This window comes from Methylobacterium terricola, from assembly GCF_006151805.1.
In the GTDB taxonomy this organism is placed as follows: Bacteria; Pseudomonadota; Alphaproteobacteria; order Rhizobiales; family Beijerinckiaceae; genus Methylobacterium; species Methylobacterium terricola.
In genome coordinates, this window is sequence record NZ_VDDA01000009.1 from 208,789 (window position 1) to 232,108 (window position 23,320).

The window sequence follows — 23,320 nt, forward strand, 5'->3', positions numbered from 1 at the left end:
CTGCCCCGGCCCAGGCCCTGCCTCAATCCATGTCCCGGCTCGAATCCCCGTCGAGCCCGCCCTCGAGGTCGTCCTCGGCCTCGGCGTCGGAGTCGTGGGCCTCCAGGCCGGCGGCCTCGGCGAGGTTGCGGGCGGCGCGGCGCAGGAGCTTGCGCAAGCGCCGGCGCTCCTTGTTGTCGAAGCCCTCCAGCATCTCGGCCTCGACCTCGTCCCAGATGCCCTCGATCGCCGCGGCCTTGGCCAGGCCCGCCTCGGTCAGGCGCACCCGGACGATGCGGCCGTCCCCGGCCTCGGTCCGGCGCTCGACCACCCCCATGGCGGCGAGCCGCGTGATGGTCTTCGAGGCGGTGGGGGGGCGCACCCGCAGGGTGGCGGCGAGATCGCCCATCGTCATCGTGCCGGCGGTGGCCAGCGCCTGCACCACCTGCTCCTGGCCGGCGAAGAGGTCGAGATCCGCCAGACGGTCGCCGATGCGGCCGCGATGCAGGCGCGCCGCCTGCATCAGGGCCCAGCCGACGCTCTTGGCGCCGGGAGGCCGGTGGCGCTTGGCCGCCCGGCGCGGCACGTCCACGGCCAAAGCCTGCTCGCCCGCTGCCATGGCCCGACGCCCCTGTTCTCGAGACAATCCTGCCGCGCAGGCCCTGTGAGCGCAAGCGCGGGAGGGGGAACCGCCCTCGGTGCCCAGGCGCACATGCCAGTTCCTCCATGACGCCTGGATGACGGAGGGCGCCCGGAGGACGGATGCCCGGAGGATGCTCGCCGGTTTCGGTCCCTGCCCCCGCGGCCTATGCTGGGGCGATACGAACGAGAGCGGAGCGACGCGGATGCCGGCCCGGCCCTGGGGCGACCTGACCACCGAGGAATGCCGCACAGGCGGCGTGAGCGCCGCCGTGGCGGTGCTGCCGGTCGCGGCCGTCGAGCAGCACGGGCCGCACCTGCCGCTCTCCACCGACGTCGTCATCGCCGAGGGCTACCTCGCGCGGGTCGTCGACCTCGTCCCCGGCGACCTCGACGTGCGGGTGCTGCCGGTGCAAGCCGTCGGCCTGTCGCCCGAGCACACCGATTTCCCCGGCACCCTGACGCTCACGCCCGAGACGGCGCTGAAGGCCTGGGGCGAGATCGGCGACGGGGTGGCGCGGGCCGGGTGCGGCCGGCTGGTGATCGTGTCGTCGCATGGCGGCAACAGCGCGCTCATGGATCTGGTGGCGTTGGGGCTGCGCGGCCGGCACGGGATGGTGGCGGTCACCACCGCCTGGAACCGCTTCGGCACCCCGCCGGGGCTGTTTCCCGAGGACGAGCTGCGCCACGGCATCCATGGCGGCGGGATCGAGACCGCCCTGATGCTGGCGCTCCGACCCGACCTGGTGCGGCGCGACGCGATCCGGGATTTCGTGCCGGCGACCCGCGCCATCGCCCGCGAGTTCACCCATCTGCGGGCCGGGCGCCCGGCCGCCTTCGCCTGGCACGCCCAGGACCTCAATCCGGCGGGCGCGATCGGCGACGCGCGCCTCGGGACGGCCGCGGCCGGCCGCGCCCTCCTCGACCACGGCGCCCGCGCCTTCGTCGAACTGCTCGGCGAGGTCGCCCGCTTCCGCTTGACGGGAGACGCGACAGGCGTTCCGGCCGGGGGTTGGCCCGGGCCGGTCTCGCGCCGGGCGGAGTGACACACTATATCACCCTCCGCGGCGCCGCCCCGGCGGCGCCCCCGTGCCCGGTTTCGCTGCAAGAAGACGCCTCCCATGTCCGACAAGATCCCCGTCACGGTGCTCACCGGCTATCTCGGCGCCGGCAAGACCACGCTCCTCAACCGCATCCTCACCGAGCCGCACGGCAAGCGCTACGCCGTGATCGTCAACGAGTTCGGCGAGATCGGCATCGACAACGACCTCGTCGTCGGCGCCGACGAGGAAGTGTTCGAAATGAACAACGGCTGCATCTGCTGCACCGTGCGCGGCGACCTGATCCGCATCATGGACGGGCTGATGAAGCGCAAGGGCAAGTTCGACGCGATCATCGTCGAGACCACCGGCCTCGCCGACCCGGCGCCGGTCGCCCAGACCTTCTTCGTCGACCAGGATGTCGGCGAGGCCGCCCGCCTCGACGCCGTGGTGACGGTGGCCGACGCCAAGTGGCTGTCCGAGCGCCTGAAGGACGCCCCGGAGGCCAAGAACCAGGTCGCCTTCGCGGACGTGATCCTCTTGAACAAGGCCGACCTCGTCGACGAGGCCGGGCTCGACGCCGTCGAGCGCCAGATCCGCGCCATCAACCCGTCCGCCGAGATCCACCGCACCCAGCATTGCGCGGTGCCGATCGACACGGTGCTCGACCGCAAGGCCTTCGACCTGTCCCGCATCATCGAGGTCGAGCCCGAGTTCCTGGAGGAGGGGCACCACCACCACCATTCCGACGAGATCCAGTCGGTCTCGGCCCGGCTCCCCGGCGCGGTCGATCCCAACAAGTTCATGCCGTGGATCTCCGACCTGACCCAGGTCCAGGGCCCGGACATCCTGCGCTGCAAGGGCATCGTCAGCTTCCCGGACGAGCCGCGTCGCTTCGTCTTCCAGGGCGTCCACATGATCCTCGACGGCGACCTGCAGGACGAGTGGAAGCCGGGCGACCCGCGCGAATCCCGCGTCGTCTTCATCGGCCGCCACCTCGACCCGGAGGCGATCCGCAAGGGCTTCGAGGCCTGCCGGGCCTGAGGATCCGTCGGTCTCCTCGATGAAGCCGGTCGTCCTCCGCACCTCCCCGGGCCGCGAAAGCGGGTCCCGGGAGGCGCGGAAAGAGTGCGGCAACCGCCGCGGGGCGCGCGGGAACCGTCCCCGGCGAAGCGCTACCGCGCCGTCACCTGGCTCTTGATCTTCTCGTAGGTCGCCCGGCTCAGCACCCGCTTCGACAGCAGCTCTCCCGGCGAGGCGTAGGGGCGCTTGGCGATGATCGCCTTGCCGATCATGCCGCCGCCGAGCCCGTTCAGCTCCGCCAGGCTGGCGGTGTTGAGGTTGACCGTGCCGGCCGCGGGTGCGTCGGCGGTGGTGTCGACCTGGGGCAGCGGCGCCGAGGGCGCGGCCGGGGTGAAGACCGGGGGAGGGGAGGGCGCCGGGGCCGGAACCGGGGCGGCGCTCGGGGGCGGCACGGGGGCCGGAGCCGGCGCTGCCTCCGCGACCGGCGGCTGGCGTGGCGCCGGTGGGTCGGCCGGGCGCGAGCCCGGATAGACCGAACGCACCGGATCCCCGCTCTCGCCCGCCGGCGCGATGCTCCGCGCGGGCTCGGCCCGCTTGGCGGCATCGACCTTGGGCGGCTCCGACACGTGCGTGCCGGTGGTGCGCGGCATCAGCACCTGCCATAGGCCGGCGAGGCCGGCCGCCAGCACGACGATGACGAGGGCGCGGGTGATGGCCGAACCGGTCAGCATCGCGGGTGTGTATCCTTGAAGGCGCGGGATCGTGGGCCGCCTTGCGGCGCGGTCCTCATTCTACATCGGGTGATGGCCGGCGCGAGGCGCGAAGGCCGGCGCAGGACGGGCATTCTGCCAGATGTCCACGGTTTCGCGCGGCGATGCACGGTCCAACGGACCGGTTTTCCCCAGAGTTACGACGGCCTTCGACGGGCGAAGACCTCGCCCGTCAGGCAAGGGCGGCCAGGCGCCGGATCGACCGGATCGCGCCGTCGCCGGTGCCCGGCCCGGTCCGGCCGGCGCGGATGCGGCGCTCCGCCTCCGCCAGGGGCTCGATCGCCACCGCCATGTGGTGACCGTTGGCGTGAATCAGCTGCGTCGCGTCGAGCATCATCCCGACATGGCCGCGCCAGAACACCAGGTCGCCCCGGCGCAGGCCCGCGAGATCCGGGGTCACCGGCACCGGCGCGCCGAGGGCCGCCTCCTGCTGGTCGCTGTCGCGGGGGGCCGGGATGCCCGCAGCCGTGAGCGCCGTCTGCACCAGGCCGGAGCAATCGAGCCCGAGGCTGCTACGGCCGCCCCAGAGATAGGGCGTGCCGAGGAAGCGCAGGGCGGTCGCGGCGACATCCGGCGCGACGGACTCCAGGGGCGCGAGATGCCCGGCGAAGGCGAAGCGCCCGTCGGCGAGCCGCGCATAGGCGCCCTCGTGTCCCGCCACCGCCACCTGCGCGCCGAGGCTGAGGGCGTCGAGCACCGGCCGCTTCAGGTCGGCGGCCGGGTACAGGAAGGTGCGCAGGGCCGCGACCCGGTGGGTCGGGGCGGGATCGACGGGGGCCAGCGCCTCGGCCGGGAGATAGCCGACATAGGAATCGGCCGCGAGCTGCGCGAAGGCCCAGCCGTCGCGCAGGTCATAGACCGTCGCGGCCTCGCCGAAGAGCGCCTCGCTGTCGAGGGCGGCACCGGCATCGGGCGCACGCCGCAGGGGAGCGACGGCCGAACCGATCCGGTGCGGCCGGCCGGGAACGTAGCGTGCCGCCTCGACCCGCCCGCGCAGGCGCTCGTCGGCAAGGTCGGGCCGGGCCGGGGTGAGGCGCGGGTCGAGGCGGGGGAGATCGGTCATGGGCGACGGGCGGATGAGGGGCGCCGATCCTCTCAGGCGGGCCGCGTTCCGGCAAGCCGCCTCGCCGGGCCGCCCCGTCCCGTGCGGGGACAGGTCCCGGTGCGGGATGCTGCGACTTTTTGCCCGGGCGCGCGAGAACAACGCACACGAACCGAATTCCGCTGCCGCCGCCGCGGCCTACCCGGAAACACGGCGCAACCATTCCAGTCGCGCCGGGTTGGACATGCGCGTGTTGCACTGCAACAATCGCCGTGCCTGCGCTATGGTCAGCCCATGATGATGAGCCGTACCGTGAAGAAGCCGACCGACAAGCCCCGCAACCTGCCGCCGATCCGGGTGCGCAAGGAGCCCCCCACCATCTCCGAGGCGGTGGCGGCGGCCCAGGACCTCGCCGACGATGTCGAGCAGCAGGTCGAAATCGCCGCCGGCCTGATCGGTTTGCCGCCCGACGAGGTGCGCCCGCACGTGCTGCAGGCGGCCAAGACCCTGGCGTCCAAGCCGAAGGCCGCGCCCGAGCGGATCATCAGCACCGGCAGCGGCCTGCGCGGCCCGCGGACGGTGATCGTCGAGCGCAGGGCCGGCCGGCCCCTCGTCGAGCGCCGCACCCGCCCGCCGCTCGACGGGCGCCGCTGAGGCGCCCGCAATCCTGTTACCCATCTTATGCTGTTGCGCCTAGGACCGCATCCGAGAGATTATTGTTCGCCATCGAACGCTTCGGTGCGGTTTCGGTGTCCCGCCGGCCCGTGTTAGGCTGACGGCATGAAGTTCCTGCGGCGAGGGCGACGTCCGGTTGCCGTCGGTATGGTGTGCACATGAATTCTCTCGAGCCTGTCCAGACAGGCGTGGAAGCGTTGCGGCTCGACAATCAGCTCTGCTACGCGCTCTATGCCGCGTCTCATCGCATGACGAAGTGCTACCGGCCGCTGCTCGAGCGGCTGGGACTGACCTATCCCCAGTACCTCGTGCTGATCGTGCTCTGGGAGAGCGACGGGCTCACGGTCTCGGATATCGGTCGCCGCCTGCGCCTCGATTCCGGCACGCTGACCCCGGTGCTCAAGCGCCTGGAGGCGGCCGGCTTCGTGCGCCGCACCCGGCGCCAGGCCGACGAGCGCGAGGTCGAGATCAGCCTGACCGAGGCGGGCCACGCCCTCCAGGCCGAGGCCGTCGAGGTCCGCCGCTCGGTGGTCCAGACGCTGCAGATGTCCGAGGCCGAGATCGCCGACCTGCGCGCCCGCCTCGACACGCTGATCGCCACCCTGGGCAGCGAGGGCTGACCCCAGCACGGCGATTGGTTAGCCGGTTAATAATTCCTGCTTGAGCGCCACGGCCCATCCCGCTTAAAGGGACGGGCGAGATATGCCGTCCGCCGCAAGGGAGGCCGGACCGCGGATCCGCATGCCGACGGCCGTAACGGCCTCCCGCTCAAGACCGGACCAGCGAGTGCGCCCCGTCGTGACACCCGTGACCTGCCCCCGCGTTCGAGCCGGCCGTCCCGGACACAGCGCCTGCGCGGGCCGGGCCGGCTCATGAAAAGCCTGCGGGCCCTCGCGGGTCTCCTCACCGGATGGTCGGAGCGCAACGGCGAGCCCCGCCGCCAGGTCGCCGTGCTGCCGGTCCGCGCGGGCCCGGACGGTGCCCTGCAGGTCATGCTCATCACCTCCCGCGAGACCCGGCGCTGGGTGGTGCCGAAGGGCTGGCCGATGAAGGGCCTGAAGAACTACGAGGCTGCCGCCCGCGAGGCCTACGAGGAGGCGGGCCTGATCGGTCGGGTCGGCCGGCGGGCGCTCGGAAGCTACTTCTACCACAAGCGCCTGAAGAGCCGCGACACGGTCCTGTGCCAGGTCCAGGTCTTTCGCCTCGACGTGCGCAAGCAGCTCAAGACGTGGCCCGAGCAGAACGAGCGCGAGGGGCGCTGGTTCAGCGTGCCGGAGGCCGCCGAGGCGGTGACCGAGGCCGGGCTCGCCGCCCTGATCCGCGCCGCCGGCGCCGAGGGCGCGAAGGCCCGCAAGGCGAAGGCCAAGGTTGCCGTCAAGATCCCGCCCAAGGCGCCATCCGACCAGCCGTCGTCCAACAAGCCCGCCTCCGGCAAGCTCCCGTCCGGCAAGCCCCCCTCCAAGACCCCCTCCAAGGCCCCCTGACGCCGTCGCTAACCGACCGTCACATAGGCCCAGTACAGGATGGGGGTCGGCGGGCCTCGGGACGGTCCGCATCCCGGGCGGCGAGCGGCGACACGATGGCGATCATCCAGGCCTTCCAGGCCGGCGAATTCCTGAACTCGGTCTTGAGCCTGCTCTGCGCATTCGTGCTCGGCACCCTGATCGGCGCCGAGCGCCAGTACCGGCAGCGCACCGCGGGCCTGCGCACCAACGTGCTGGTGGCTGTGGGCGCGGCGGCCTTCGTCGATCTCGGCATGCGCATCGGCCATGGCGACGGCGCGATCCGCATCGTCGCCTACGTGGTGTCGGGCGTCGGCTTCCTCGGCGCCGGCGTCATCATGAAGGAGGGCATGAACGTCCGCGGCCTCAACACCGCCGCGACCCTGTGGTGCTCGGCCGCCGTCGGCGCCCTCTCGGGGGTCGATCTCGCGGCGGAGGCCGCCCTCGTGACCGTCGCGGTGCTCGCCGGCAACACCCTGCTGCGCCCCCTCGTCAACGCCATCAACCGCATCCCGATCGACGAGCGCGACACCGAGGCGACCTACGAGGTCCGCGCCGTCACCGAGACCGGCCGCCTCTCCGAGGTCCGCGATCTCCTGGTCGAGCGCCTGGAGGCGGCCCACTACCCGGTCGGCGAGGTCGACATCGAGGAGCGCGGCGAGGACGATGTCGAGGTGGTCGCCACCCTGGTCAGCACGGCCATCGAACCGGACGAGATCAACGCAGTGATCGCACGCCTGGGCGCCGCGGAAGGCATTCGGCGGGCGACCTGGACGGTGCGGACGACGGATTGAGGTCGGAGCGCGGCTCTGCCGCAGCAGATCCGTCGGCCGAAAGTTCCCCTGATGAAGCAGAGCGGCCGGGCCCGCGCGTGGAATCGTCCGGCATGTACACTTCGCGGTGCGTGGCTCTTGGGTCGGATCGTCTCGATATAGAGGGGAAGCTGAGACAGTCCCGGTGCTGTCGAACGCCAGATGTTACCCCTGAGTGCCACCTGTGACAGTTTGAACTGGCGGGCGGGTTAGCCGGTAGTTCGCCATAGCCTTCCGATGAACGGTAGGCTAAAGGTGTCGCCGGATTCAAGTCACCCCTTACCTGTCGGTAAAAAGCAACCTTTGGTTGCAACGCCGCTAATGTAGCGAAATGCAATGAAGAGCGACCGTGACGCCCCCACCCGCTTCTGCGTGATGGTGGAAGACAAGATCTTCGACACAGTCAAGGATGTCATACCGGGGGCCATCCAGGCCGAGCCGTTTCGTCTCGAGAACCAGGGAAAAGTCAATCTTCCGTTCGGATTGCAGAAATTTTCGAGTGGGTCGGACGGCCAGAGAAGCAACAGCTTCACGATCGGTTTCATCGTCACGTCGAACCTCGACGAGGATCTAAAGGACCGGATCGAGGCCGTGCTGCCCGAGATTGCCAGGCCCGGATCGATCCTGTCGGTGAGCAAGGCCGAGATCGTGCGGTCGACCATCGAAAGCTGGTGCTGGGAGCGTATCGGGTCGCTCTTCACCAACGTCATGAAGAGCTACGCGCGGTCGAACCTGGCGCAGGCCGCGTTGCGGTCGAACAATCACCGTCTCGAGCGGGTCATTCAGGCACTCGAGGACCCGATCCGCGCAATCGGGCAGATGCCGGACCGGCTGGTCTACCGCGTCGAGCCGGCAGCCTACCCCGTCCGCGGCCCGTCGCACGGCGGCGACGAGGGGATCAGGATCTCCCAGAACCTAACCGCCGGCATTCCCAGCATCAAGTCGATCGAACTGTTCATGAGCCGCGACGCGGCCGACGACGACGGCATCGTCAACGTGAAGGTGACACGGCTGTATTGTGGAAACGTCATCTGTGATGCCCGGATCCCGCTGTCTTCGATCCATCGAGGATGGAACAACGTCCAGTGCTCGGAAATCTACGGTGGCAACCGGGAACCCGTCCATGTCGAGGTGACCATTAGTGGAGCGGATGCGCGGTCCGTCTTCCCGGCTCTGGGGCGGCCCAATCCCATCCGCGAGGAATGCGCGAGCATCGGCGGTGATGACGCGAACGATCGCCCCCTGGCGATCCAGGTCTGGTCCGGCCTGCCGGCCTTCCTGCCGCTGGCCGGAGCACGCCCGACGGCGGACAAGCCCGACATGGCGCCGAAGAGCGTCTCCGCGGCGATCATGTCGCGGGCCGAGTTGTTCCATCAGGCGAGCGGCATCGCGGATTTCAACACGGTCGGCTACGAGGAGGACACCAAGTCCCTGCTGGTTCATCCCTTGGGAACTGAGCCGACGATCAGCCGCCTGCGATCCGTCAATGTCTCTGGCTATCGCAAGGTCCTCGCAGTGGTCGAACTTCGGAACAAGGACGCCCAGACGACCGAGTTCGCCGTGTGCGCTGCCTCGAAGATCTCCGCGCCGACCCTGCTCGACGTGGAGAAGTTCGAGTTCATCAATTCACTCGACTGGCACGTCTTCAAGGCCGGAGAGTGGGGCGAGTTCGAGGTTGACATTTCACATTTGAATGAAGATGAGGTCGATATCTATTTGATGACGCGAAATCGGACGGACAACTATAATTTGTCTTGGGCTTACTTTCGCAGCCTCACGCTGCTGCCTTGATCTTTGAACGGGAGGGCAGACATGCGCATTGTTTTCGTGGTGCCGACGTTTCGGCACAGCCTTTTGCTCCATGAGGCCATTCAATCCGTCCTGGACAGCAGTGGTGGATACGTCGTCGACATCGTCATCGTTGACGACGGCTGCCCGGATTTCGAGACCCTGTGCGGCGGCGTCGGGCTGTCGATCCTTCACGACAATGTGCATTACTGCAGGAGCTTCAACCGGGGTCTCAGCGGCGCTCGCAATGTCGGCATCGAATACTGTCTGAAAAATATCGACTTCGATGGAATATTTTTCCTGGACGCTGACAATCGTGTCTCGGACTATTCCGTCGCTCAAATGGTCGAACTGTTGCGGCACAACCCTGAGAGCGACTGGTTCTATCCCGACATCAGGATGTTCGGGATCGAGTGGAGCGGGAGCTACGAAGGCCGGTTCTCGCCGTTCGTCGAGGCGCTGCAGAACATCTGCGAGGCCGGCAGCCTCGTACGCCGCGAGGTGTTTGATCGCGGCATCCGCTTTTCCGAGACGCTCAAGCACGGATTTGAGGACTGGGACTTCTTCCTCACTGCCTCCGAAGCGGGGTTCCAGGGCCTCCATGCGCCGTCGCTCGGGTTCATGTACCGCAAGCGGCCGGAAAGCATGCTGGCGAACTCGCACCGTGATCAGCAGTTCGTTCTCAAGCAGCTGGAAGACCGCCATCCATGGATGCGAAATCCGCGCTGGCTGACCCACGCCGAGCACGTCTACAATCCGCGCTACGCTATTTTCATTTATGACTTGGGCGTGGTGCGCCTATCGTCCTCAATCGAGTGCTTCAGCGAGGAGGTTTCCTGGGACGAGTACGTTCGTCGGTTCTGGGCATCGGACGTCAAGCCGAACGTCTACAATATGGGCCTGACGGTCGTCGTCATGAGCAGCGCGACGTTGTCGCTGCTGAAGTCGTTCATGCTCGGGTCATGGGTGATCTTCGATCTGGAGCGCGGGCTGCACCGTGCGCATCTCACCTCGATCGAGATCGGCCATTCCACAAGCCACGACCTCACCATCAAGACACCGACGCCCCATGCCGGATCGAACCTCGACTGCCTGGCCGTCTCGTCCCGCGTGTTGAAGGAGATCGCCGGCGACAGCAGCGAAGACTGGGTGAGGGGTCTGGTCGCCGGCGCGCGAGGCGGCGCCCACATGACGAGGACCATTCACCTCCCCAAGGATAGTCCGATCAGCTTGCTTCCGAGCCGGGCGAGCGAGAACTTCCTGCACATGTGCCGTGATCTGGCGACATCGGATTACTCGCAGTCGAACAAGTTCCTGCGTCCGCGGGATGACTTGGGCACCCCCAACCGATCGGCGGCCGCTCTCATCCTGCGGGAGAAGTTCGGGCACAGCGTGCTCGCGCCGCATCTGAAGCGGAAGCCGATCGAAGTCGGGTTCGTGCTGCCGATCGTCGATTTCGGCGGCGTCGAGAAGGTGACGATCGCGGTCGCCGACCAACTGAAGAAGCTCGGCTACGGGACCAGTCTCTTCATCGCCAAGCGGCAGGAGATCAAGCGCTTCGATCACGTGACCGCAGCGTTCGATCGCGTGTTCTTTCTCGACAACGATAATTTCGACGATTGGACCGGTCCGGATTATCTCGGGACCAATCTGGCGAAGTGGTCCGTCAGCGGGTCGCACATGGAGGAAGCCAATCTCCTCTCTGCGATGGATGTCCTGATCTCCTGCCACTCCGGCGACATCATGGGGGTGATGGGCCAGCTGAAGCGGACCGGCACCGTCACGGCGTCCTACCTGCATCTGTTCGACAAGACGTATCTCGATCGCAGGTGTGGCCACCCGTTCATCGCCGTCGCCTTCGAGCACGCGCTCGACCTGCTCATCGGGTGCTCGGAGGCCATCTCTGCGGAGCTTCAGGCGGAAGGTGTCCCCCCCTCGAAGCTGGTCGTCGTGCCTAACGCTCCGTCGATCCGCAAGCCGAAGGTCTCGCGCCGCCAGCGCGGCCACGCCGGTTCGGCGTCAGGCAAGCTGAGCGTGCTGTATATGGGCCGCCTCGACCGCCAGAAGGGGGTCGAGCGGCTCGAAGCGATCATGCGGGAGCTGAGCCAACGCGACGACATCGTGTTCAGGGTCGTCGGCAAATCGATCATCGGCGACGGAATGAGCCTGCCCTTCGTCGAGCAGATCGCCGAGCCGCCCCGCTACGGCGAGAAGGAGATCGCGAAGCTGTACGATTGGGCCGATGTCATCATCATGCCGTCCTACTACGAAGGACTGCCTCTCACGATCCTGGAGGCGATGCTGATGGGCGTGATTCCGCTCGTGACGGATGTCGGGGCGGTCCGGGAAGCCGTCGACCACGACGTCGACGGCTTCGTGGTGGCCGAGGACGAGTGCGTGCCCGAGATGGCGGCGATCCTGAAGCGGCTCGCGAGCGATCCGAAGCGGGTGGCGGACCTGTCCGGAGCGGCTGCGGCGAGTGGGCAACAGCGCAGCTGGGCGCGATCCGTCGAGGATCTCGACGCGGTGTTGCGTGCCTCCGTCGCGAAGAAGCAGAAGCAGTTCGCCAAGGCTCCGAAGCTGGATTCCTGACAGACCCATCCATCGTAGCATTCGGCGACGAAGCGGGTCCCCGCTTCGTCGCCGCGCCATGCAGCCCGACTGGCTGCAGGCGAACCAGAGAGAGGCTCGGGACGATCCCCGGTCGCGACGCGATCGGGCGGGAGCCCCGGGGCTCGCGGCGTGCCCTCAGGTCCCGGGCAGCGTCACCCGCCGGGCGCGGCGGCGCTGGATCGCCAGGAAGCTGCCGAAGGCGAGGCCGATGACCAGAAGCGAGACGCCGGTCGTCACGGTGCCGAGCGCGTAGATCTCCGGCGTCGTGACCGTGGTGGTGAGGCCCTGGAGTTCCAGCGGCAGGGTGTTGCGCCCGCCGATCGCCTGGCTGGTGCGGGCGAGCTCGTCCCAGGACAGGGTGAAGCCGAACAAGGCGACGCCGACCAGCGAGGGCAGGATGATCGGCACGACGACGTGGCGGAGCGCCTGCGGCCCGGTGGCACCGAGGTCGCGAGCCGCCTCCTCGTAGGCCGGGTTGAAGCGGTTGAACACCGCGAACATGATGAGGAGGCCGAAGGGCAGGGTCCAGGTCAGGTGGGCGCCGAGCGCCGACGTGAACAGCCCCATCACGGTGCCATGGTCCTGGAGGAACGCCCAGCCGGTCCGGGCAGCCAGCATCTTGATCGCCTCGTCGATCAGCCGGAACTCGAGGCCGATGCCGAGCGAGACCACGATCGAGGGCACGATCAGGCTCGCCACCGCGACGTAGAACAGCGGCGTCTGGCCGAAGAAGCCCTTGCGGAAGGCCAATCCGGCGAAGAACGCGATGGTGACGGTGAGCCCCATCACCACGAGGCCGAGCGCCAGCGAGCGCCGGAACGCCGCCCAGATGTCGACGACGCCGAGGCCCGCCCAGAGGCGCGAGAACCAGAAGGTCGAGACCCCGTTCATCGGGAAGGTCAGGCCGCCCTGCGGGCCCTGGAAGCTGAGCACCAGGATCGTCAGGGTCGGCCCGTAGAGGAACAGCACGAACAGCCCGAAGAAGGCCGCCAGCACGTAGAACGAGAAGGGGCGGGGCCCGTCGCGGCGCATGCCTCAAAGCTCTCGGCGCAGGTCGATCAGGCGGGTGAGCGCGGCGATCAGCACCATCACGGCGCCGAGCAGCACCACCGCATTGGCGGCGGCCGCGGGGAATTGCAGGTAGGCCATCTGCACCTGGATTACCTTGCCGACCGAGGCGATCTGCTGGCCGCCCATGACGCCCACAGTCACGAAGTCGCCCATGATCAGGGTCAGCACGAAGATCGACCCGATGGCGATGCCGGGCTTGCACAAAGGCACGATGACGTTCCACAGGGTCTGCCAGGGCGTGGCGCCGGCATCGGTCGCGGCCTCGATCAGCGAGCGGTCGATCCGCATCATCGAGTTGAAGATCGGCACGATCATGAACACCGTATCGAGGTGGATGAAGGCCAGCACCACCGAGAAGTCGGAATAGAGCAGCCCCTCGATCGGGGTGCGGATCAGGCCGAGGCCCATGAGCGTGTCGTTGACGAGGCCGTTGCGACCGAGCAGCGGGACCCAGGCGATCATCCGGATCACGTTCGAGGTCCAGAACGGGATGGTGCAGATCAGGAACAGCACCGTCTGCATCGCCGTCGAGCGGACGTGGAAGGCGACGAAGTAGGCCACCGTGAAGCCGATGCCGAGCGTCGCGGCCCAGCCGAGCAGGCAGAACTTCAGCGTCGACAGGTAGGTCCGGAAGGTGGTGCAGAGATCGGCCCCCGACAGGCAGCCGTCGAACACGTCGGCGTAGTTCTGCAGCGTGAAGGCCGGGATGATCTCGTACTCGTTGTATTCCCAGAAGCTAACGATCAGCGTGAGCGCCAGCGGCACCAGGAAGAACACGAGGAAGACGAGCCCCAGCGGCATCGCCTGCCAGTAGGCGAGGCGGCGCTGGCGCCGCGTCGCTGCTGCGAGGCCCACGGGGGGGGAGGCGGCGGGCGCCGCCTCCGGGAGGGCTGGAGCCGCGGCCGTGCTCATGCGGCGATGAACTCGTTCCACTTGCGCACCATGTAGGTGTTCTCGTCCATCACCGAGTTCCAGCAGGCGACGGCGCCCATGCGCTGCTCGAACGAGCCGCCGTCGCGCACCGCGCCGGCCTTCTCCATGATGGTGCCGTCCGGGGCCTTGATGTCCTTCTCGGCCGGCTTGCCCTCCATCCAGAATGCCCATTCGTAGGGCTCCATGTTGGCTTTTGCCGTTTCCAGCACCGCCGAATAGTAGCCTTGGCGATTCAAATAGGCACCGGCCCAGCCCGACAGGAACCAATTGATGAAATCGTAGGCAGCGTCGAGCTTCTTGCCGCTCAGGGTCTTGGGCAGGCCGAAGCCCGAGGCCCAGGCGCGGTAGCCCTCCTTCAGCGGCTGGTAGGTGCAGGCCACGCCCTGCGAGCGCACCTTGGTCACGGCGGGCGACCACATCGACTGGATCACCGTCTCGCCCGACGCCATCAGGTTCACGGATTCGTTGAAGTCCTGCCAGAAGGCGCGGAACTGGCCGGCACGCTTGGCGTCGATCAGCACCTTCATGGTGCGGTCGATCTCGGCCTTCGTCATGTTGCCCTTGTCGGGATAGGTGTAGTCGCCGGTAGCCTCCACCACCATCGCGGCGTCCATGATGCCGATCGACGGGATGTTGAGGATCGACGCCTTGCCCTTGAACTCGGGGTTCAGGAGTTCCTTCCACGAGGTGATCGGGCGCTTGATCAGGTCGGGGCGGATGCCGAGCGTATCGGCGTTGTAGGTGGTCGGGATTAGGGTGATCCACTCGGTCGGCGACGAGGCGAACTTGGTCGAGTTCTGGCCTTCGAGGTAGAAGACCTTCTTCGGCGCCGTGCCCTGGTCGCCGATCTTCTTACCCGCAACCTCGCCCTTGGTGAAGACCGGGGTGATCTTGTCGGCGTTCTTGATCCGGCGCGCATCCATGCCGACGAGGTTGCCCGACGGCATCAGCTTCTTGAGGCTGAAATACTCGGAATCGACGATGTCGAAGGAGTTCGGCTGGGTGACGACGCGCTTCGAGACCTCGTCGGTCACGACCGGGATGTACTCGATCGTGATGCCGAGATCCTCCTTCACCTTGCGGGCGATGTCGCCGCTCTGGTTCACCGCGGTGCCGAGGTAGCGCAGGGTCACCGGTTCGGCGGCGATGATCGCCGGGAAGCCCGTGATGGCGCCGGAGCCGGCGGCGAGGCCGGCCGCGGCGCCGGCCCCCTGCAGCAGCGTGCGGCGGGACAGGCGGGGTGTCTTCATCTCGGTCATGGCGAGTTCTCCCTGTCTTGAGGTCGTGGTCAGGCGTCGAGGCGGTGCGCCTCGCCCGCCGGCCAGCCCACCCGCACGGTGTCTCCGAGGCTCAGCGGATGGGTGGCGAAGGCGTGGTCGCTCAGGATCGCGGTCAGGGCCCCGCCGGATTCGGCGGACAGTTCCGGCGCCTCGAGGCTGACATGGACGGTGCTGCCCTGATACTCGACCGCGACGACCCGGGCGTGGCCCGCCTCCGGGCCGGCCTCGGGGCCGAGGCGCATCCGGTCGGCCCGCACGGCGATGCGCCGGTCGGGCAGCGCGATGACGTTGTGGCCGCCGATGAAGCGGGCGACGAAGGCGGTGGCCGGCCGCTCGAACACCGTGCGGGGATCGGCCGCCTGCTCGATGCGGCCGCCATTCATCACCACGACGAGGTCGGAGAGCGCCATCGCCTCCTCCTGGCTGTGAGTGACGTGCACGAAGGTGATGCCGAGCTCGCCCTGGAGACGCTTCAGCTCGGTGCGCATCCGCACCCGCAGGAACGGGTCGAGGGCCGAGAGCGGCTCGTCGAGCAGCAGCACCTTGGGCCCGGTGACGAGGGCGCGGGCGAGCGCCACGCGCTGCTGCTGCCCCCCCGAGAGCTGCGCCGGCAGGCGGCCGGCGAGGTGGTCCATCTGGACCAGCGCCAGCATCGCCTCGGCGCGCTTCTGGCGCTCGGCCTTGGCCACGCCCCGCATCTTGAGCCCGAAGGCGACGTTGTCGCGGCAGGTGAGGTGGGGGAACAGCGCGTAGCTCTGGAACATCATCGCGGTGCCGCGCTGGGCCGGCGGCAGGTCGCCGACGGCCTTCGGGCCGATCACCACGTCGCCCGACGACACCGTCTCGTGCCCGGCGATCATCCGGAGCGTCGTGGTCTTGCCGCAGCCGGACGGGCCGAGCAGGCAGCAATACGAGCCGGAGCGGATCTTCAGGTTGATCCCGTCGACCGCGACGGTGTCGCCGTAGCGCTTGGTCAGGCTGGCGAGTTCGATGTCCAACGAAAATGCTCCCCCGCGGCGTCGGCCTTTGGGGGAGCGTCTAGCAAGCCGTGGGCCAGGGCGAGGCGTCGGGCCGGGTCGCGCGCGCTCCTGGCCGTTCTCCTGGCCGCGCTCCTGGCCATGCTCCCGCCGGGCACGGGAATTCCCCCCGCGAGCCTGTTGCAATGCGTCGGGCGATCCGCTATCCCCCCGCTCGTCTTCGGCGCACCACGGAACGCCCGGCCACGAGGCCGCGGACGGACTGGGATGGGCCGACGGGCCGTTGTAGCTCAGTGGTAGAGCGCATCATTGGTAATGATGAGGTCGGGAGTTCAATCCTCCCCAGCGGCACCATTTTCACCGTGAGAGTCTCGAGATTTCGCTCGGTGTGTCCGACGTGTCCGATCCCGTCCGGGAGGGCCGCGCGGCACCGGCGCGCCGTTGTAGCTCAGTGGTAGAGCGCATCATTGGTAATGATGAGGTCGGGAGTTCAATCCTCCCCAGCGGCACCATCCCTCCCGGGTGATCGACGGATGTTCCGATCGATGCGCACTCCGCGGACGGTTGATCCCGGACGCCTCGCGCTCCGGCCGAGATGACGGGCCGCCTCGCCCGGCGGGGCCGAGCCCATCCCCATCCAGCACCCGACATGACGTGAAGCGGTGGCGCGGCGGGGCGCCGTCCTTCCGTCGCGAGGGCCAATGGCGTACCACGGCGCGTCATTGTCAGGCCGCCGGAGGGGGCTGGGCGTCGGCGTCCTGCCCTCGGGCGGGAGAGGTTGGACCGGAGGAAGGACACCCGCGCCGTTCATCGGGCATCCTTCCCTGCGCGGCCCTGCCATCGAGCGGGGACGAGATCGCGCGGCAGGTCCACGACGCAGCGTTCCGCCGTCGCGTTTCCCGGCCCGGCGCCGCGTCGCCACCATCCACGAGTGGGCATGTCATGAGCAGCTTGAAATTCGGGACCTCCGGACTGCGCGGCCTCGTCACGGATCTCGAGGGGCGGCCCAGCTTCGCCTACGCGGCCGCGTTCTTCGCGGCCGTCGGCGGGCAGGCGGGGGCCCGCCGCGAGGTCGTGATCGGGCGCGACCTGCGCGACAGCAGCGCCGGGATCGCCGCGACGGTCGCCACGGCGGCGGCGGCGGCCGGTCTCGCGGCGATCGATTGCGGCGCCCTGCCGACCCCGGCCCTCGCGCTCGAGGCGCGGCGGCGCGGCGCCTGCGCCGTCATGGTCACCGGCAGCCACATCCCGGAGGACCGCAACGGCCTGAAATTCTACCGGCCCGGCGGCGACGAGATCACCAAGGCCGACGAGGCCGCCATCCTGGGCGCCCTCGGTGCCGCCGGGGACGCGTCCCTGCCACCGGCCGTCCGAGCCGAGCCGGAGCCGGAGGCGATCGCACGCTACCGCCGACGGTACCTCGACGTCTTCGGTCCCGGGATCCTGGCCGGCCAGCGGATCGCCGTCTACCAGCAGAGCTCGGTGGGGCGCGACCTGCTCGTCGATGTGCTGGCGGCCAGCGGCGCGAAGGCCGTCCCGATCGGCCGGTCCGACATCTTCGTGCCGATCGACACCGAGGCGCATCGCCCGCAGGATGTCGCGTTCATCCGCGACGTCATGAAGTCGGGCGACTTCGACGCCCTCGTGACGACCGACGGCGATGCGGATCGCCCCCTCGTCGCGGACGGCGCCGGCTGCATCCTGCGCGGCGACGTCGTCGGGTTGATCACGGCCCGGTATCTCGGGGCCGACGCCGTCGTCGTGCCCGTGACCGCGGGCTCCGCCATCGAACGCGCGGGCGGCTTCCGGCGCGTGCTCCGCACCAGGGTCGGGTCGCCCTTCGTCATCGCCGGCATGGAGCAGGCGATGCGGGACGGGGCGTCGGTCGTCTGCGGCTTCGAGGCCAATGGCGGCTTCCTGCTCGGGTCGGACCTCTCCGTCGGCGGCGGAACCCTGCCGGCGCTGCCGACGCGCGACGCCGTGCTGCCGATCCTCGCCACCTTGGCCGCCGCGCGGGGGGCCGGCCGGACCCTGGCCGACCTCGTGGCCTCGCTCGACGTCGGCCAGACGGCGAGCGACCGCCTGCCCGACGTCGCCGCCGAGCGGAGCGGTACCCTGCTGGGCCGCCTCCGGGACGAGGCGTTCCGCCGGGATTTCCTTCTGCCCGTCGGACGGCCGCAGGCCGCCGACGAGCAGGACGGGGTCAGGATCGTGCTCGACGGCGAGCGGACGATCCATTTCCGCGCATCCGGGAACGCACCCGAACTCCGCTGCTACGCGGAGGCGAAGACCGCCGCCGAGGCCCGGGATCTGGTCCGGTGGGGACTGGCCGCGGCCGCGGCGGCGATGGACGTGAGCGCCTGACCCGGCCGCCCGGCTCGGCGGCGGGAGGACGGTGCCTGATCCCTCAGGCGCTCGCAGCCCTGCTGCTCGCCCCCACCTCGCCGAGCCAGGTCAGGTCCCGTTCCAGCGCACCGGCGAGCCGCTCGATCGGCTGCGGCTTGCCGATCAGGTAGCCCTGCACCTCCTCGCACCCTTCCTCGACGAGGAAGCGCATCTGCTCGTCGGTCTCGACGCCCTCGGCCACCACGCCGATCCGCAGGGAGCGGCCGAGGCCGAGCACGGCGCGGACGATCACCGCGGCGGAGGGGCGCTCCGCGAGCTGGCTGACGAAGGAACGGTCGATCTTGATCTTGTCGAACGGGAAGGCCTGCAGGGTCGCCAGCGACGAGTAGCCGGTGCCGAAATCGTCCATCGCGATCCGGATCCCGAACCCCTTCAAGCGGCGCAGCACCGTCAGGGCCCGGGCCATGTCGTTGATGATGACGGTCTCGGTGACCTCGATCTCGAGCCGGTCCGGCGACAGGCCGGTCTCGGTCAGGATCGCCAGCACGCGCTCGGGCAGGTCGGCCTGCTGGAACTGCCGTGGCGACAGGTTGACGGCGACCTTGAGCCGGCACGCCCAGCCCGCCGCCTCCCGGCAGGCCGCCCGCAGGACCCACTCGCCGAGGGGCACGACAAGGCCGGTCTCCTCGGCGAGCGGAATGAAGGCCCCGGGCGGCACCAGGCCACGCACCGGGTGCCGCCAGCGCACCAGGGCCTCGAACCCGACGAGCCGGCCGCAGGCGGAGCGGACCTGAGGCTGGTAGTGCAGCACCAGCTCGTCCTGCGCGATGGCGCGGCGCAGGTCGATCTCCAGCTGGCGCCGCTCGGCGAGCGCCGCGTCCATCGCCGGCGCGAAGGGGCGGGCCGTGCCCCGGCCCTCGGCCTTCGCGGCGTGGAGGGCGAGATCGGCGCGCCGGAGGATCGCTTCCTCGTCGGACCCATGCACCGGGGCGACGGCGATGCCGAGGCTCGCGCCGATCTCGACCGCGTGACCGCCGATCTCGACCGGCCGGCCGATCTCCCGGATGATCGTCTCCGCCCTGGCCTCGGCCTCGGCCGGGTCGTCGACCGACGCGACGAGGATCGCGAACTCGTCGCCGCCGAGCCGGGCCGCCGTCTCGCCGGGGCCGAGCCCGGCGCTCAACCGCTGCGCCACCGCGTGCAGCAGCGCGTCGCCCGCGAGGGGGCCGAGGCCGTCATTGACCTCCTTGAACCGGTCGAGGCCGAGGCACAGGACCGCGCAGGCCCCGCCGCTGCCGGCGATCTCGGCCAGGCGGCGCCGCAGCCGCTCGCGGAACAGCGTGCGGTTCGGCAGGTCGGTGAGCGCGTCGTGGGCCGCCATGTGGGCGATCCGGCCCTCGGCCTCCTTGCGCGCGCCGATGTCGATCTGCGTGCCGACCAGCCGGGTCGCCCGCCCGTCGGCGGCGCGCCCGACGACCTTCGCCCGGGTGAAGAACCAGCCCCAGGCCCCGTCCTGCCGCCGCAGGCGGTGCTCGCATTCGAAGGCCGGCGTCGCACCCGCGAGGTGCGCGTCCAGCAGGGCGCCGACGTGGTCCCGGTCGTCGGGGTGGATCAGCGCCCGCCAGGTCCGGAGATGGGCCGCCAGGGCGCCCGGGGCGTAGCCGAGTTGGTGCCACCAGCGGTCCGAGATCCAGGACTCGCCGGTCGTGAGGTCGCAATCCCACAGGCCGTCGCTGCCGGCGTCGAGCGCGAGCGCCAGGCGCTCCTCGCTCACCCGCTGCGCGTCGTGCGCGCGGACGATGTCGTCGATGTCGAGGGCCGTACCGATCCACTCGACGACCGCGCCGCCGGACAGGACCGGCGCCATCACGATCTTGTGCCAGCGATACCGGCCGGACAGGTCCCGCAGGCGCGCCTTGTTCTCGAAGGTGCGCGCCTCGACCTGCATCTCCAGCCACGCCGTGACGGAGGTCAGCAGATCGTCCGGGTGATAGGTCGCGAGGCGCTGCGCGCGCGAGGAGGGACCCGCGCCGAAGAACGCCTGGAAGCTCCGGTTCGTCTCATAGGCCTGGCCGTCGTCCCGCGTGACCCAGATCATCTGGGGCAGCGCGTCGGTGAGCGCCCGCAGCCGCTCCTCGCTCGCGGCGAGGGCGGCCTTCTGGATCTCGAGCACCCGGTTCAGCCCGCGTAGCCGGCCGGCATTCAGCGCCAGGACCGCGCAGGCGAGCACCGCCAGGGTGACGATGGCGATGCCGGTGGCGAGCGCGGCGCGCGGCAGGCTGTCGGCGACGAAGCCGATGCGCGGATCCGGAGCGGCCTGCGCCGCCGCCATGGCGAGGAGGTGCATCCCCGCGATGGCGAGCGACAGGAGGGCCGCCGAGGGGATAAGGCTTCGCCGGCTCTCGGGGCGCGGCAGCGCCAGGGCAGCGGCGCAGGCCAGGAGGCAGCCGAGCGCCACGGCCGTCGTCGCCAGGGCCGGATCCCACGTGAAGCGGCCCGGAATGCGCACGCCCAGCATGCCGGTGACGTGCATGGCGGCGATGCCGAGGCCGAGGAGCAGGCCGGCGGCGACGGCTGCGAACGGGCCGCGGGCCCGACGCAGGACGAAGAGGGCCGCGAGCGCGCCGACCGCGCTGACGCCGAGCGAAGCCAGGGTGAGCGCCGGATCGTAGCCGACGCCGATGCCCGGATCGTAGCCGAGCATCGCGATGAAGTGCGTGCTCCAGATCCCGGCACCGGCACAGAAGCCCGCGCCGAGAAGCCAGCCGAGGGAGCGCCTGCCGCGCTCAACCCGCGCTTGCTCCAGCAGGTGCAGGGCGGTGTGACAGGAGAGCCCGCAGACGAGGGCCGCCAAGGGAATGGCCCAGGCGGTGTGCTCGGCCGTCAGGCAGACGAACGCACGGTACATGGAGTCCTTCGCTTGTGGCCGGCACTATCGGTATCATGCGGCGATAGAGATTAATAAATGAGAACGTTGGGTGATGAAGGAATTATGTTCAGGAACGGCGCTGGAATGACGCTCCTTCACGCCGGGATAACACCGAATATGCTCCATATTGAGCTCGGAAATCGGGGAAGGACGCGGGACTGGATCAGCTGGCGATCTGACGGACGGCAAAAAATCGCTCAAGGACAGCCTCCCGGGCCGCCGCTCCGTATGAGCAGTATCGTCTCAACCGGCCTGCGATTAACGAAACGTTAACTATTGCAGCCCAGTGAGCCGGCCATGTACTCACAGCTCCGCCGTACCGGCTGCCGCCCGCTCGAGGCGTTCGGCCACATCGCATTCGGTCTCGTGCTGCTGGGATTGGGGCTTGCCTGTGCGGGCGCCGACCTCCTCGGTGGCTGGGAACGGGCCGGCCGCCTCCTCACGGGGGCGGGTTGACGCTCCCGCGAGGCTGCCGGCCGCCGCAGACGGCGCCGGTCGGGCACCGCACCCACGACCGTCGTCGGACGCGGCTGCGAAAGGTTTCGACCGGGTCCGGCCCGCCGCTGCCTCGTCGTCGCGGGCCGCTCACCTCAGCATCGACTGGGTGTTTGCGCGATCCCCCGGAGCCGATCCGGTCGAATGTCTTTCGACCGGGTTCGATTCCGGCCGGCGGATGCCGGAGACCGTCGCGAAACCATTCCGGTTGCATCCCGGGTCCGAGCTGTTAAGCTTGGCCTTGCCGGGACGTGAGGCCTGTCCCGTCACCGCGGCCGACCGGGCCGCTCCGACGCCGCCGGATGGGCGGCGCGCCAGCGCCAGCGCCGCCGAGGTGGCGCCGGGCGTCACCCGTCACGGGTCCGTCGCCCCGTCCCCACCGTCCTGCGTCCCCGGGAGCAGGATCCGGGGCGTGGACGCATTTCCCCCACCGGATGCCGGTCGGGTCGCAGGTCCCCGGTTCGCCCCTCGCGGTTCCCCGGCGGATCTCCGGCGCGCCCGGCACGTCGAGAGGATCCGACGCGATGATCGATCACCGCCGCCGCCTCCTGAGCCGCGCCGCCCTCACCGCGGAGGGCCGCATCACGGTCCAGCGCGCGCCGGACCGGGCGTGGCCGGGCGACCACAGCCGCCTCTGCGCCCTGGAGAATGACGGCCACCTGCTGTTCCTGGGCGAGCAGCCCGGCGCGCTCCCCGGCAGCGCCTCTGCCGCCTGGCGCCTCACCACGCGGGGTCGGGCGGCGTTGCGGGACGCCTGAGACCGCCGCGCGCGGAGCCGAAATCCGCCTTGCGGGGCCATCGGCCGGATTGCGGAGGACAGCCGCGCCGGCCGCCCTCGCCACGGGCGGTCCTCAGGACGCGGAGCCGCACCTCGCTTCAAAACCGGCCTGTTCGGGCTTACCTTCCAGGAATGGGCCAAGGCCCGGACCGGCCGTCGAGGTGAGCGATGGACTACGTCTGCGACGTTCCCGGCAAGGCACCCTTGCCCGACACGGCCTGGCTCGACGGGGCGCCGCCGCCGGGTAGAAAGACCTGGTTCCTGATCGAGACCGAGGCGGAGGCGATCCGGGAATCGGCGCTGATGGGCCACGCCGTCGAGAAGCATTTCCGCCAGGCGCAAGCCCGTGCCGAGGCCTCCTACGTGCCGCCGGCCGGGCCGTTCATCGAGCAGCAGATCGGCCTCAAGGCGCATGTGCGCCGGACCATGCCGCGCTTCTTCACCTTGCGCGACCCGGAGGGCAACGGGCTCGCCACCGCGATGGTCCCCGCCGGCGCCGGCTGCCCGATCATCGTCGGGATCGGCAACCGAGACCCCTATGTCGAGCATGGCGAGGCGATCCGGGTGCTGGCGGCCCATCTCGGCATCCCGCTCGACCGCGGCCGCTGCTACCCGTACGGGCGCTGAA

General features: G+C 69.6%; 19 protein-coding genes, 2 tRNA genes and 1 pseudogene. 14 read left to right on the forward strand and 8 right to left on the reverse strand.

The window, feature by feature from the left end:
• Positions 1-22: 22 nt before the first annotated feature.
• Positions 23-598 carry a MarR family winged helix-turn-helix transcriptional regulator gene (locus FF100_RS20195; protein ID WP_139037525.1) on the reverse strand — a complete coding sequence of 192 codons (576 nt, stop codon included), beginning with the start codon at positions 596-598 and terminating at the stop codon, positions 23-25.
• Between the two features lie 226 nt (positions 599-824).
• Here FF100_RS20195 and FF100_RS20200 point away from each other — a divergent pair, with 226 nt between their 5' ends.
• Entirely contained in the window at positions 825-1,664 is an 840-nt protein-coding gene (locus FF100_RS20200) for a creatininase family protein (RefSeq protein ID WP_139037526.1), read from the forward strand.
• A gap of 75 nt (positions 1,665-1,739) precedes the next feature.
• Entirely contained in the window at positions 1,740-2,702 is a 963-nt protein-coding gene (locus FF100_RS20205; protein WP_139037527.1) for a CobW family GTP-binding protein, read from the forward strand.
• Positions 2,703-2,833: 131 nt separating this feature from the next.
• On the opposite strand, the gene FF100_RS20210 is transcribed toward FF100_RS20205, so the two are convergent.
• Positions 2,834-3,412 (reverse strand): ComEA family DNA-binding protein, encoded by a 579-nt coding sequence (locus FF100_RS20210; RefSeq protein WP_139037528.1) that lies wholly within the window; start codon positions 3,410-3,412, stop codon positions 2,834-2,836.
• 211 nt (positions 3,413-3,623) lie between these two features.
• The gene (locus FF100_RS20215; RefSeq protein WP_139037529.1) at positions 3,624-4,514 is read right to left on the reverse strand and encodes a C40 family peptidase; all 891 of its coding nucleotides are present in this window, start codon (positions 4,512-4,514) and stop codon (positions 3,624-3,626) included.
• Positions 4,515-4,787: 273 nt separating this feature from the next.
• Here FF100_RS20215 and FF100_RS20220 point away from each other — a divergent pair, with 273 nt between their 5' ends.
• From FF100_RS20220 to FF100_RS20245, 6 genes and pseudogenes are all read left to right on the forward strand, one after another.
• Positions 4,788-5,147 (forward strand): hypothetical protein, encoded by a 360-nt coding sequence (locus tag FF100_RS20220; RefSeq protein ID WP_139037530.1) that lies wholly within the window; start codon positions 4,788-4,790, stop codon positions 5,145-5,147.
• A gap of 179 nt (positions 5,148-5,326) precedes the next feature.
• A complete protein-coding gene (locus FF100_RS20225; RefSeq protein WP_139037531.1) occupies positions 5,327-5,788 on the forward strand; it encodes a MarR family winged helix-turn-helix transcriptional regulator in 462 nt (153 codons plus the stop codon).
• 252 nt (positions 5,789-6,040) lie between these two features.
• A pseudogene (locus FF100_RS20230) lies at positions 6,041-6,520 on the forward strand (NUDIX hydrolase); the annotation flags it as partial.
• Between the two features lie 227 nt (positions 6,521-6,747).
• Complete coding sequence (locus tag FF100_RS20235) at positions 6,748-7,464, forward strand: MgtC/SapB family protein (protein ID WP_139037533.1); 717 nt, start codon at positions 6,748-6,750, stop codon at positions 7,462-7,464.
• Positions 7,465-7,818: 354 nt separating this feature from the next.
• A complete protein-coding gene (locus tag FF100_RS20240) occupies positions 7,819-9,273 on the forward strand; it encodes a DUF6212 domain-containing protein (protein WP_139037534.1) in 1,455 nt (484 codons plus the stop codon).
• Between the two features lie 21 nt (positions 9,274-9,294).
• Positions 9,295-11,862, forward strand: coding sequence for a glycosyltransferase (locus FF100_RS20245; RefSeq protein WP_139037535.1), 2,568 nt, complete (start codon positions 9,295-9,297; stop codon positions 11,860-11,862).
• Between the two features lie 156 nt (positions 11,863-12,018).
• Here the strand turns inward: FF100_RS20245 and FF100_RS20250 are convergent, their stop codons facing one another.
• From FF100_RS20250 to FF100_RS20265, 4 genes are read right to left on the reverse strand one after another with little or no spacing between them, the layout of a single operon-like run.
• On the reverse strand, positions 12,019-12,915 hold the full coding sequence (locus tag FF100_RS20250) for an ABC transporter permease (RefSeq protein WP_139037536.1): 897 nt from the start codon (positions 12,913-12,915) through the stop codon (positions 12,019-12,021).
• A 3-nt stretch (positions 12,916-12,918) separates the two neighbouring features.
• Entirely contained in the window at positions 12,919-13,866 is a 948-nt protein-coding gene (locus tag FF100_RS20255) for an ABC transporter permease (protein WP_139037537.1), read from the reverse strand.
• The gene (locus FF100_RS20260; RefSeq protein WP_139037538.1) at positions 13,863-15,146 is read right to left on the reverse strand and encodes an ABC transporter substrate-binding protein; all 1,284 of its coding nucleotides are present in this window, start codon (positions 15,144-15,146) and stop codon (positions 13,863-13,865) included. The genes FF100_RS20255 and FF100_RS20260 overlap by 4 nt, the downstream gene beginning before the upstream one ends.
• A 29-nt stretch (positions 15,147-15,175) precedes the next feature.
• The gene (locus FF100_RS20265) at positions 15,176-16,165 is read right to left on the reverse strand and encodes an ABC transporter ATP-binding protein (protein WP_139037539.1); all 990 of its coding nucleotides are present in this window, start codon (positions 16,163-16,165) and stop codon (positions 15,176-15,178) included.
• 258 nt (positions 16,166-16,423) lie between these two features.
• Between FF100_RS20265 and FF100_RS20270 the strand changes: the two genes are divergently transcribed.
• The 3 genes from FF100_RS20270 (at position 16,424) to FF100_RS20280 (ending at position 18,508) form a co-directional block, all read left to right on the forward strand.
• Positions 16,424-16,498, forward strand: a tRNA-Thr gene (locus FF100_RS20270).
• A gap of 83 nt (positions 16,499-16,581) precedes the next feature.
• A tRNA-Thr gene (locus tag FF100_RS20275) sits at positions 16,582-16,656 on the forward strand.
• A 430-nt stretch (positions 16,657-17,086) separates the two neighbouring features.
• Positions 17,087-18,508 (forward strand): phosphohexomutase domain-containing protein, encoded by a 1,422-nt coding sequence (locus tag FF100_RS20280; RefSeq protein ID WP_139037540.1) that lies wholly within the window; start codon positions 17,087-17,089, stop codon positions 18,506-18,508.
• Between the two features lie 43 nt (positions 18,509-18,551).
• Here the strand turns inward: FF100_RS20280 and FF100_RS20285 are convergent, their stop codons facing one another.
• The gene (locus FF100_RS20285; protein WP_139037541.1) at positions 18,552-21,398 is read right to left on the reverse strand and encodes a bifunctional diguanylate cyclase/phosphodiesterase; all 2,847 of its coding nucleotides are present in this window, start codon (positions 21,396-21,398) and stop codon (positions 18,552-18,554) included.
• A 318-nt stretch (positions 21,399-21,716) separates the two neighbouring features.
• On the opposite strand from FF100_RS20285, the gene FF100_RS37205 reads away from it, so the two are divergent.
• From FF100_RS37205 to FF100_RS20295, 3 genes are all read left to right on the forward strand, one after another.
• Positions 21,717-21,875 (forward strand): hypothetical protein, encoded by a 159-nt coding sequence (locus FF100_RS37205; protein WP_171070264.1) that lies wholly within the window; start codon positions 21,717-21,719, stop codon positions 21,873-21,875.
• 563 nt (positions 21,876-22,438) lie between these two features.
• Complete coding sequence (locus FF100_RS20290) at positions 22,439-22,672, forward strand: hypothetical protein (protein WP_139037542.1); 234 nt, start codon at positions 22,439-22,441, stop codon at positions 22,670-22,672.
• A gap of 188 nt (positions 22,673-22,860) precedes the next feature.
• On the forward strand, positions 22,861-23,319 hold the full coding sequence (locus tag FF100_RS20295; RefSeq protein ID WP_246102182.1) for a hypothetical protein: 459 nt from the start codon (positions 22,861-22,863) through the stop codon (positions 23,317-23,319).
• The last annotated feature ends 1 nt before the right edge of the window (position 23,320 follow it).

Coding starts and splice junctions, on each gene's coding strand:
- FF100_RS20280 (WP_139037540.1), top strand. CDS start 17,087: ATGAGCAGCTTGAAATTCGGGACCTCCGGACTGCGCGGCCTCGTCACG.
- FF100_RS20290 (WP_139037542.1), top strand. CDS start 22,439: ATGATCGATCACCGCCGCCGCCTCCTGAGCCGCGCCGCCCTCACCGCG.
- FF100_RS20210 (WP_139037528.1), bottom strand. CDS start 3,412: ATGCTGACCGGTTCGGCCATCACCCGCGCCCTCGTCATCGTCGTGCTG.
- FF100_RS20255 (WP_139037537.1), bottom strand. CDS start 13,866: ATGAGCACGGCCGCGGCTCCAGCCCTCCCGGAGGCGGCGCCCGCCGCC.
- FF100_RS20245 (WP_139037535.1), top strand. CDS start 9,295: ATGCGCATTGTTTTCGTGGTGCCGACGTTTCGGCACAGCCTTTTGCTC.
- FF100_RS20295 (WP_246102182.1), top strand. CDS start 22,861: ATGGACTACGTCTGCGACGTTCCCGGCAAGGCACCCTTGCCCGACACG.
- FF100_RS20220 (WP_139037530.1), top strand. CDS start 4,788: ATGATGATGAGCCGTACCGTGAAGAAGCCGACCGACAAGCCCCGCAAC.
- FF100_RS37205 (WP_171070264.1), top strand. CDS start 21,717: ATGTACTCACAGCTCCGCCGTACCGGCTGCCGCCCGCTCGAGGCGTTC.
- FF100_RS20250 (WP_139037536.1), bottom strand. CDS start 12,915: ATGCGCCGCGACGGGCCCCGCCCCTTCTCGTTCTACGTGCTGGCGGCC.
- FF100_RS20260 (WP_139037538.1), bottom strand. CDS start 15,146: ATGACCGAGATGAAGACACCCCGCCTGTCCCGCCGCACGCTGCTGCAG.
- FF100_RS20285 (WP_139037541.1), bottom strand. CDS start 21,398: ATGTACCGTGCGTTCGTCTGCCTGACGGCCGAGCACACCGCCTGGGCC.
- FF100_RS20235 (WP_139037533.1), top strand. CDS start 6,748: ATGGCGATCATCCAGGCCTTCCAGGCCGGCGAATTCCTGAACTCGGTC.
- FF100_RS20225 (WP_139037531.1), top strand. CDS start 5,327: ATGAATTCTCTCGAGCCTGTCCAGACAGGCGTGGAAGCGTTGCGGCTC.
- FF100_RS20200 (WP_139037526.1), top strand. CDS start 825: ATGCCGGCCCGGCCCTGGGGCGACCTGACCACCGAGGAATGCCGCACA.
- FF100_RS20195 (WP_139037525.1), bottom strand. CDS start 598: ATGGCAGCGGGCGAGCAGGCTTTGGCCGTGGACGTGCCGCGCCGGGCG.
- FF100_RS20205 (WP_139037527.1), top strand. CDS start 1,740: ATGTCCGACAAGATCCCCGTCACGGTGCTCACCGGCTATCTCGGCGCC.
- FF100_RS20240 (WP_139037534.1), top strand. CDS start 7,819: ATGAAGAGCGACCGTGACGCCCCCACCCGCTTCTGCGTGATGGTGGAA.
- FF100_RS20215 (WP_139037529.1), bottom strand. CDS start 4,514: ATGACCGATCTCCCCCGCCTCGACCCGCGCCTCACCCCGGCCCGGCCC.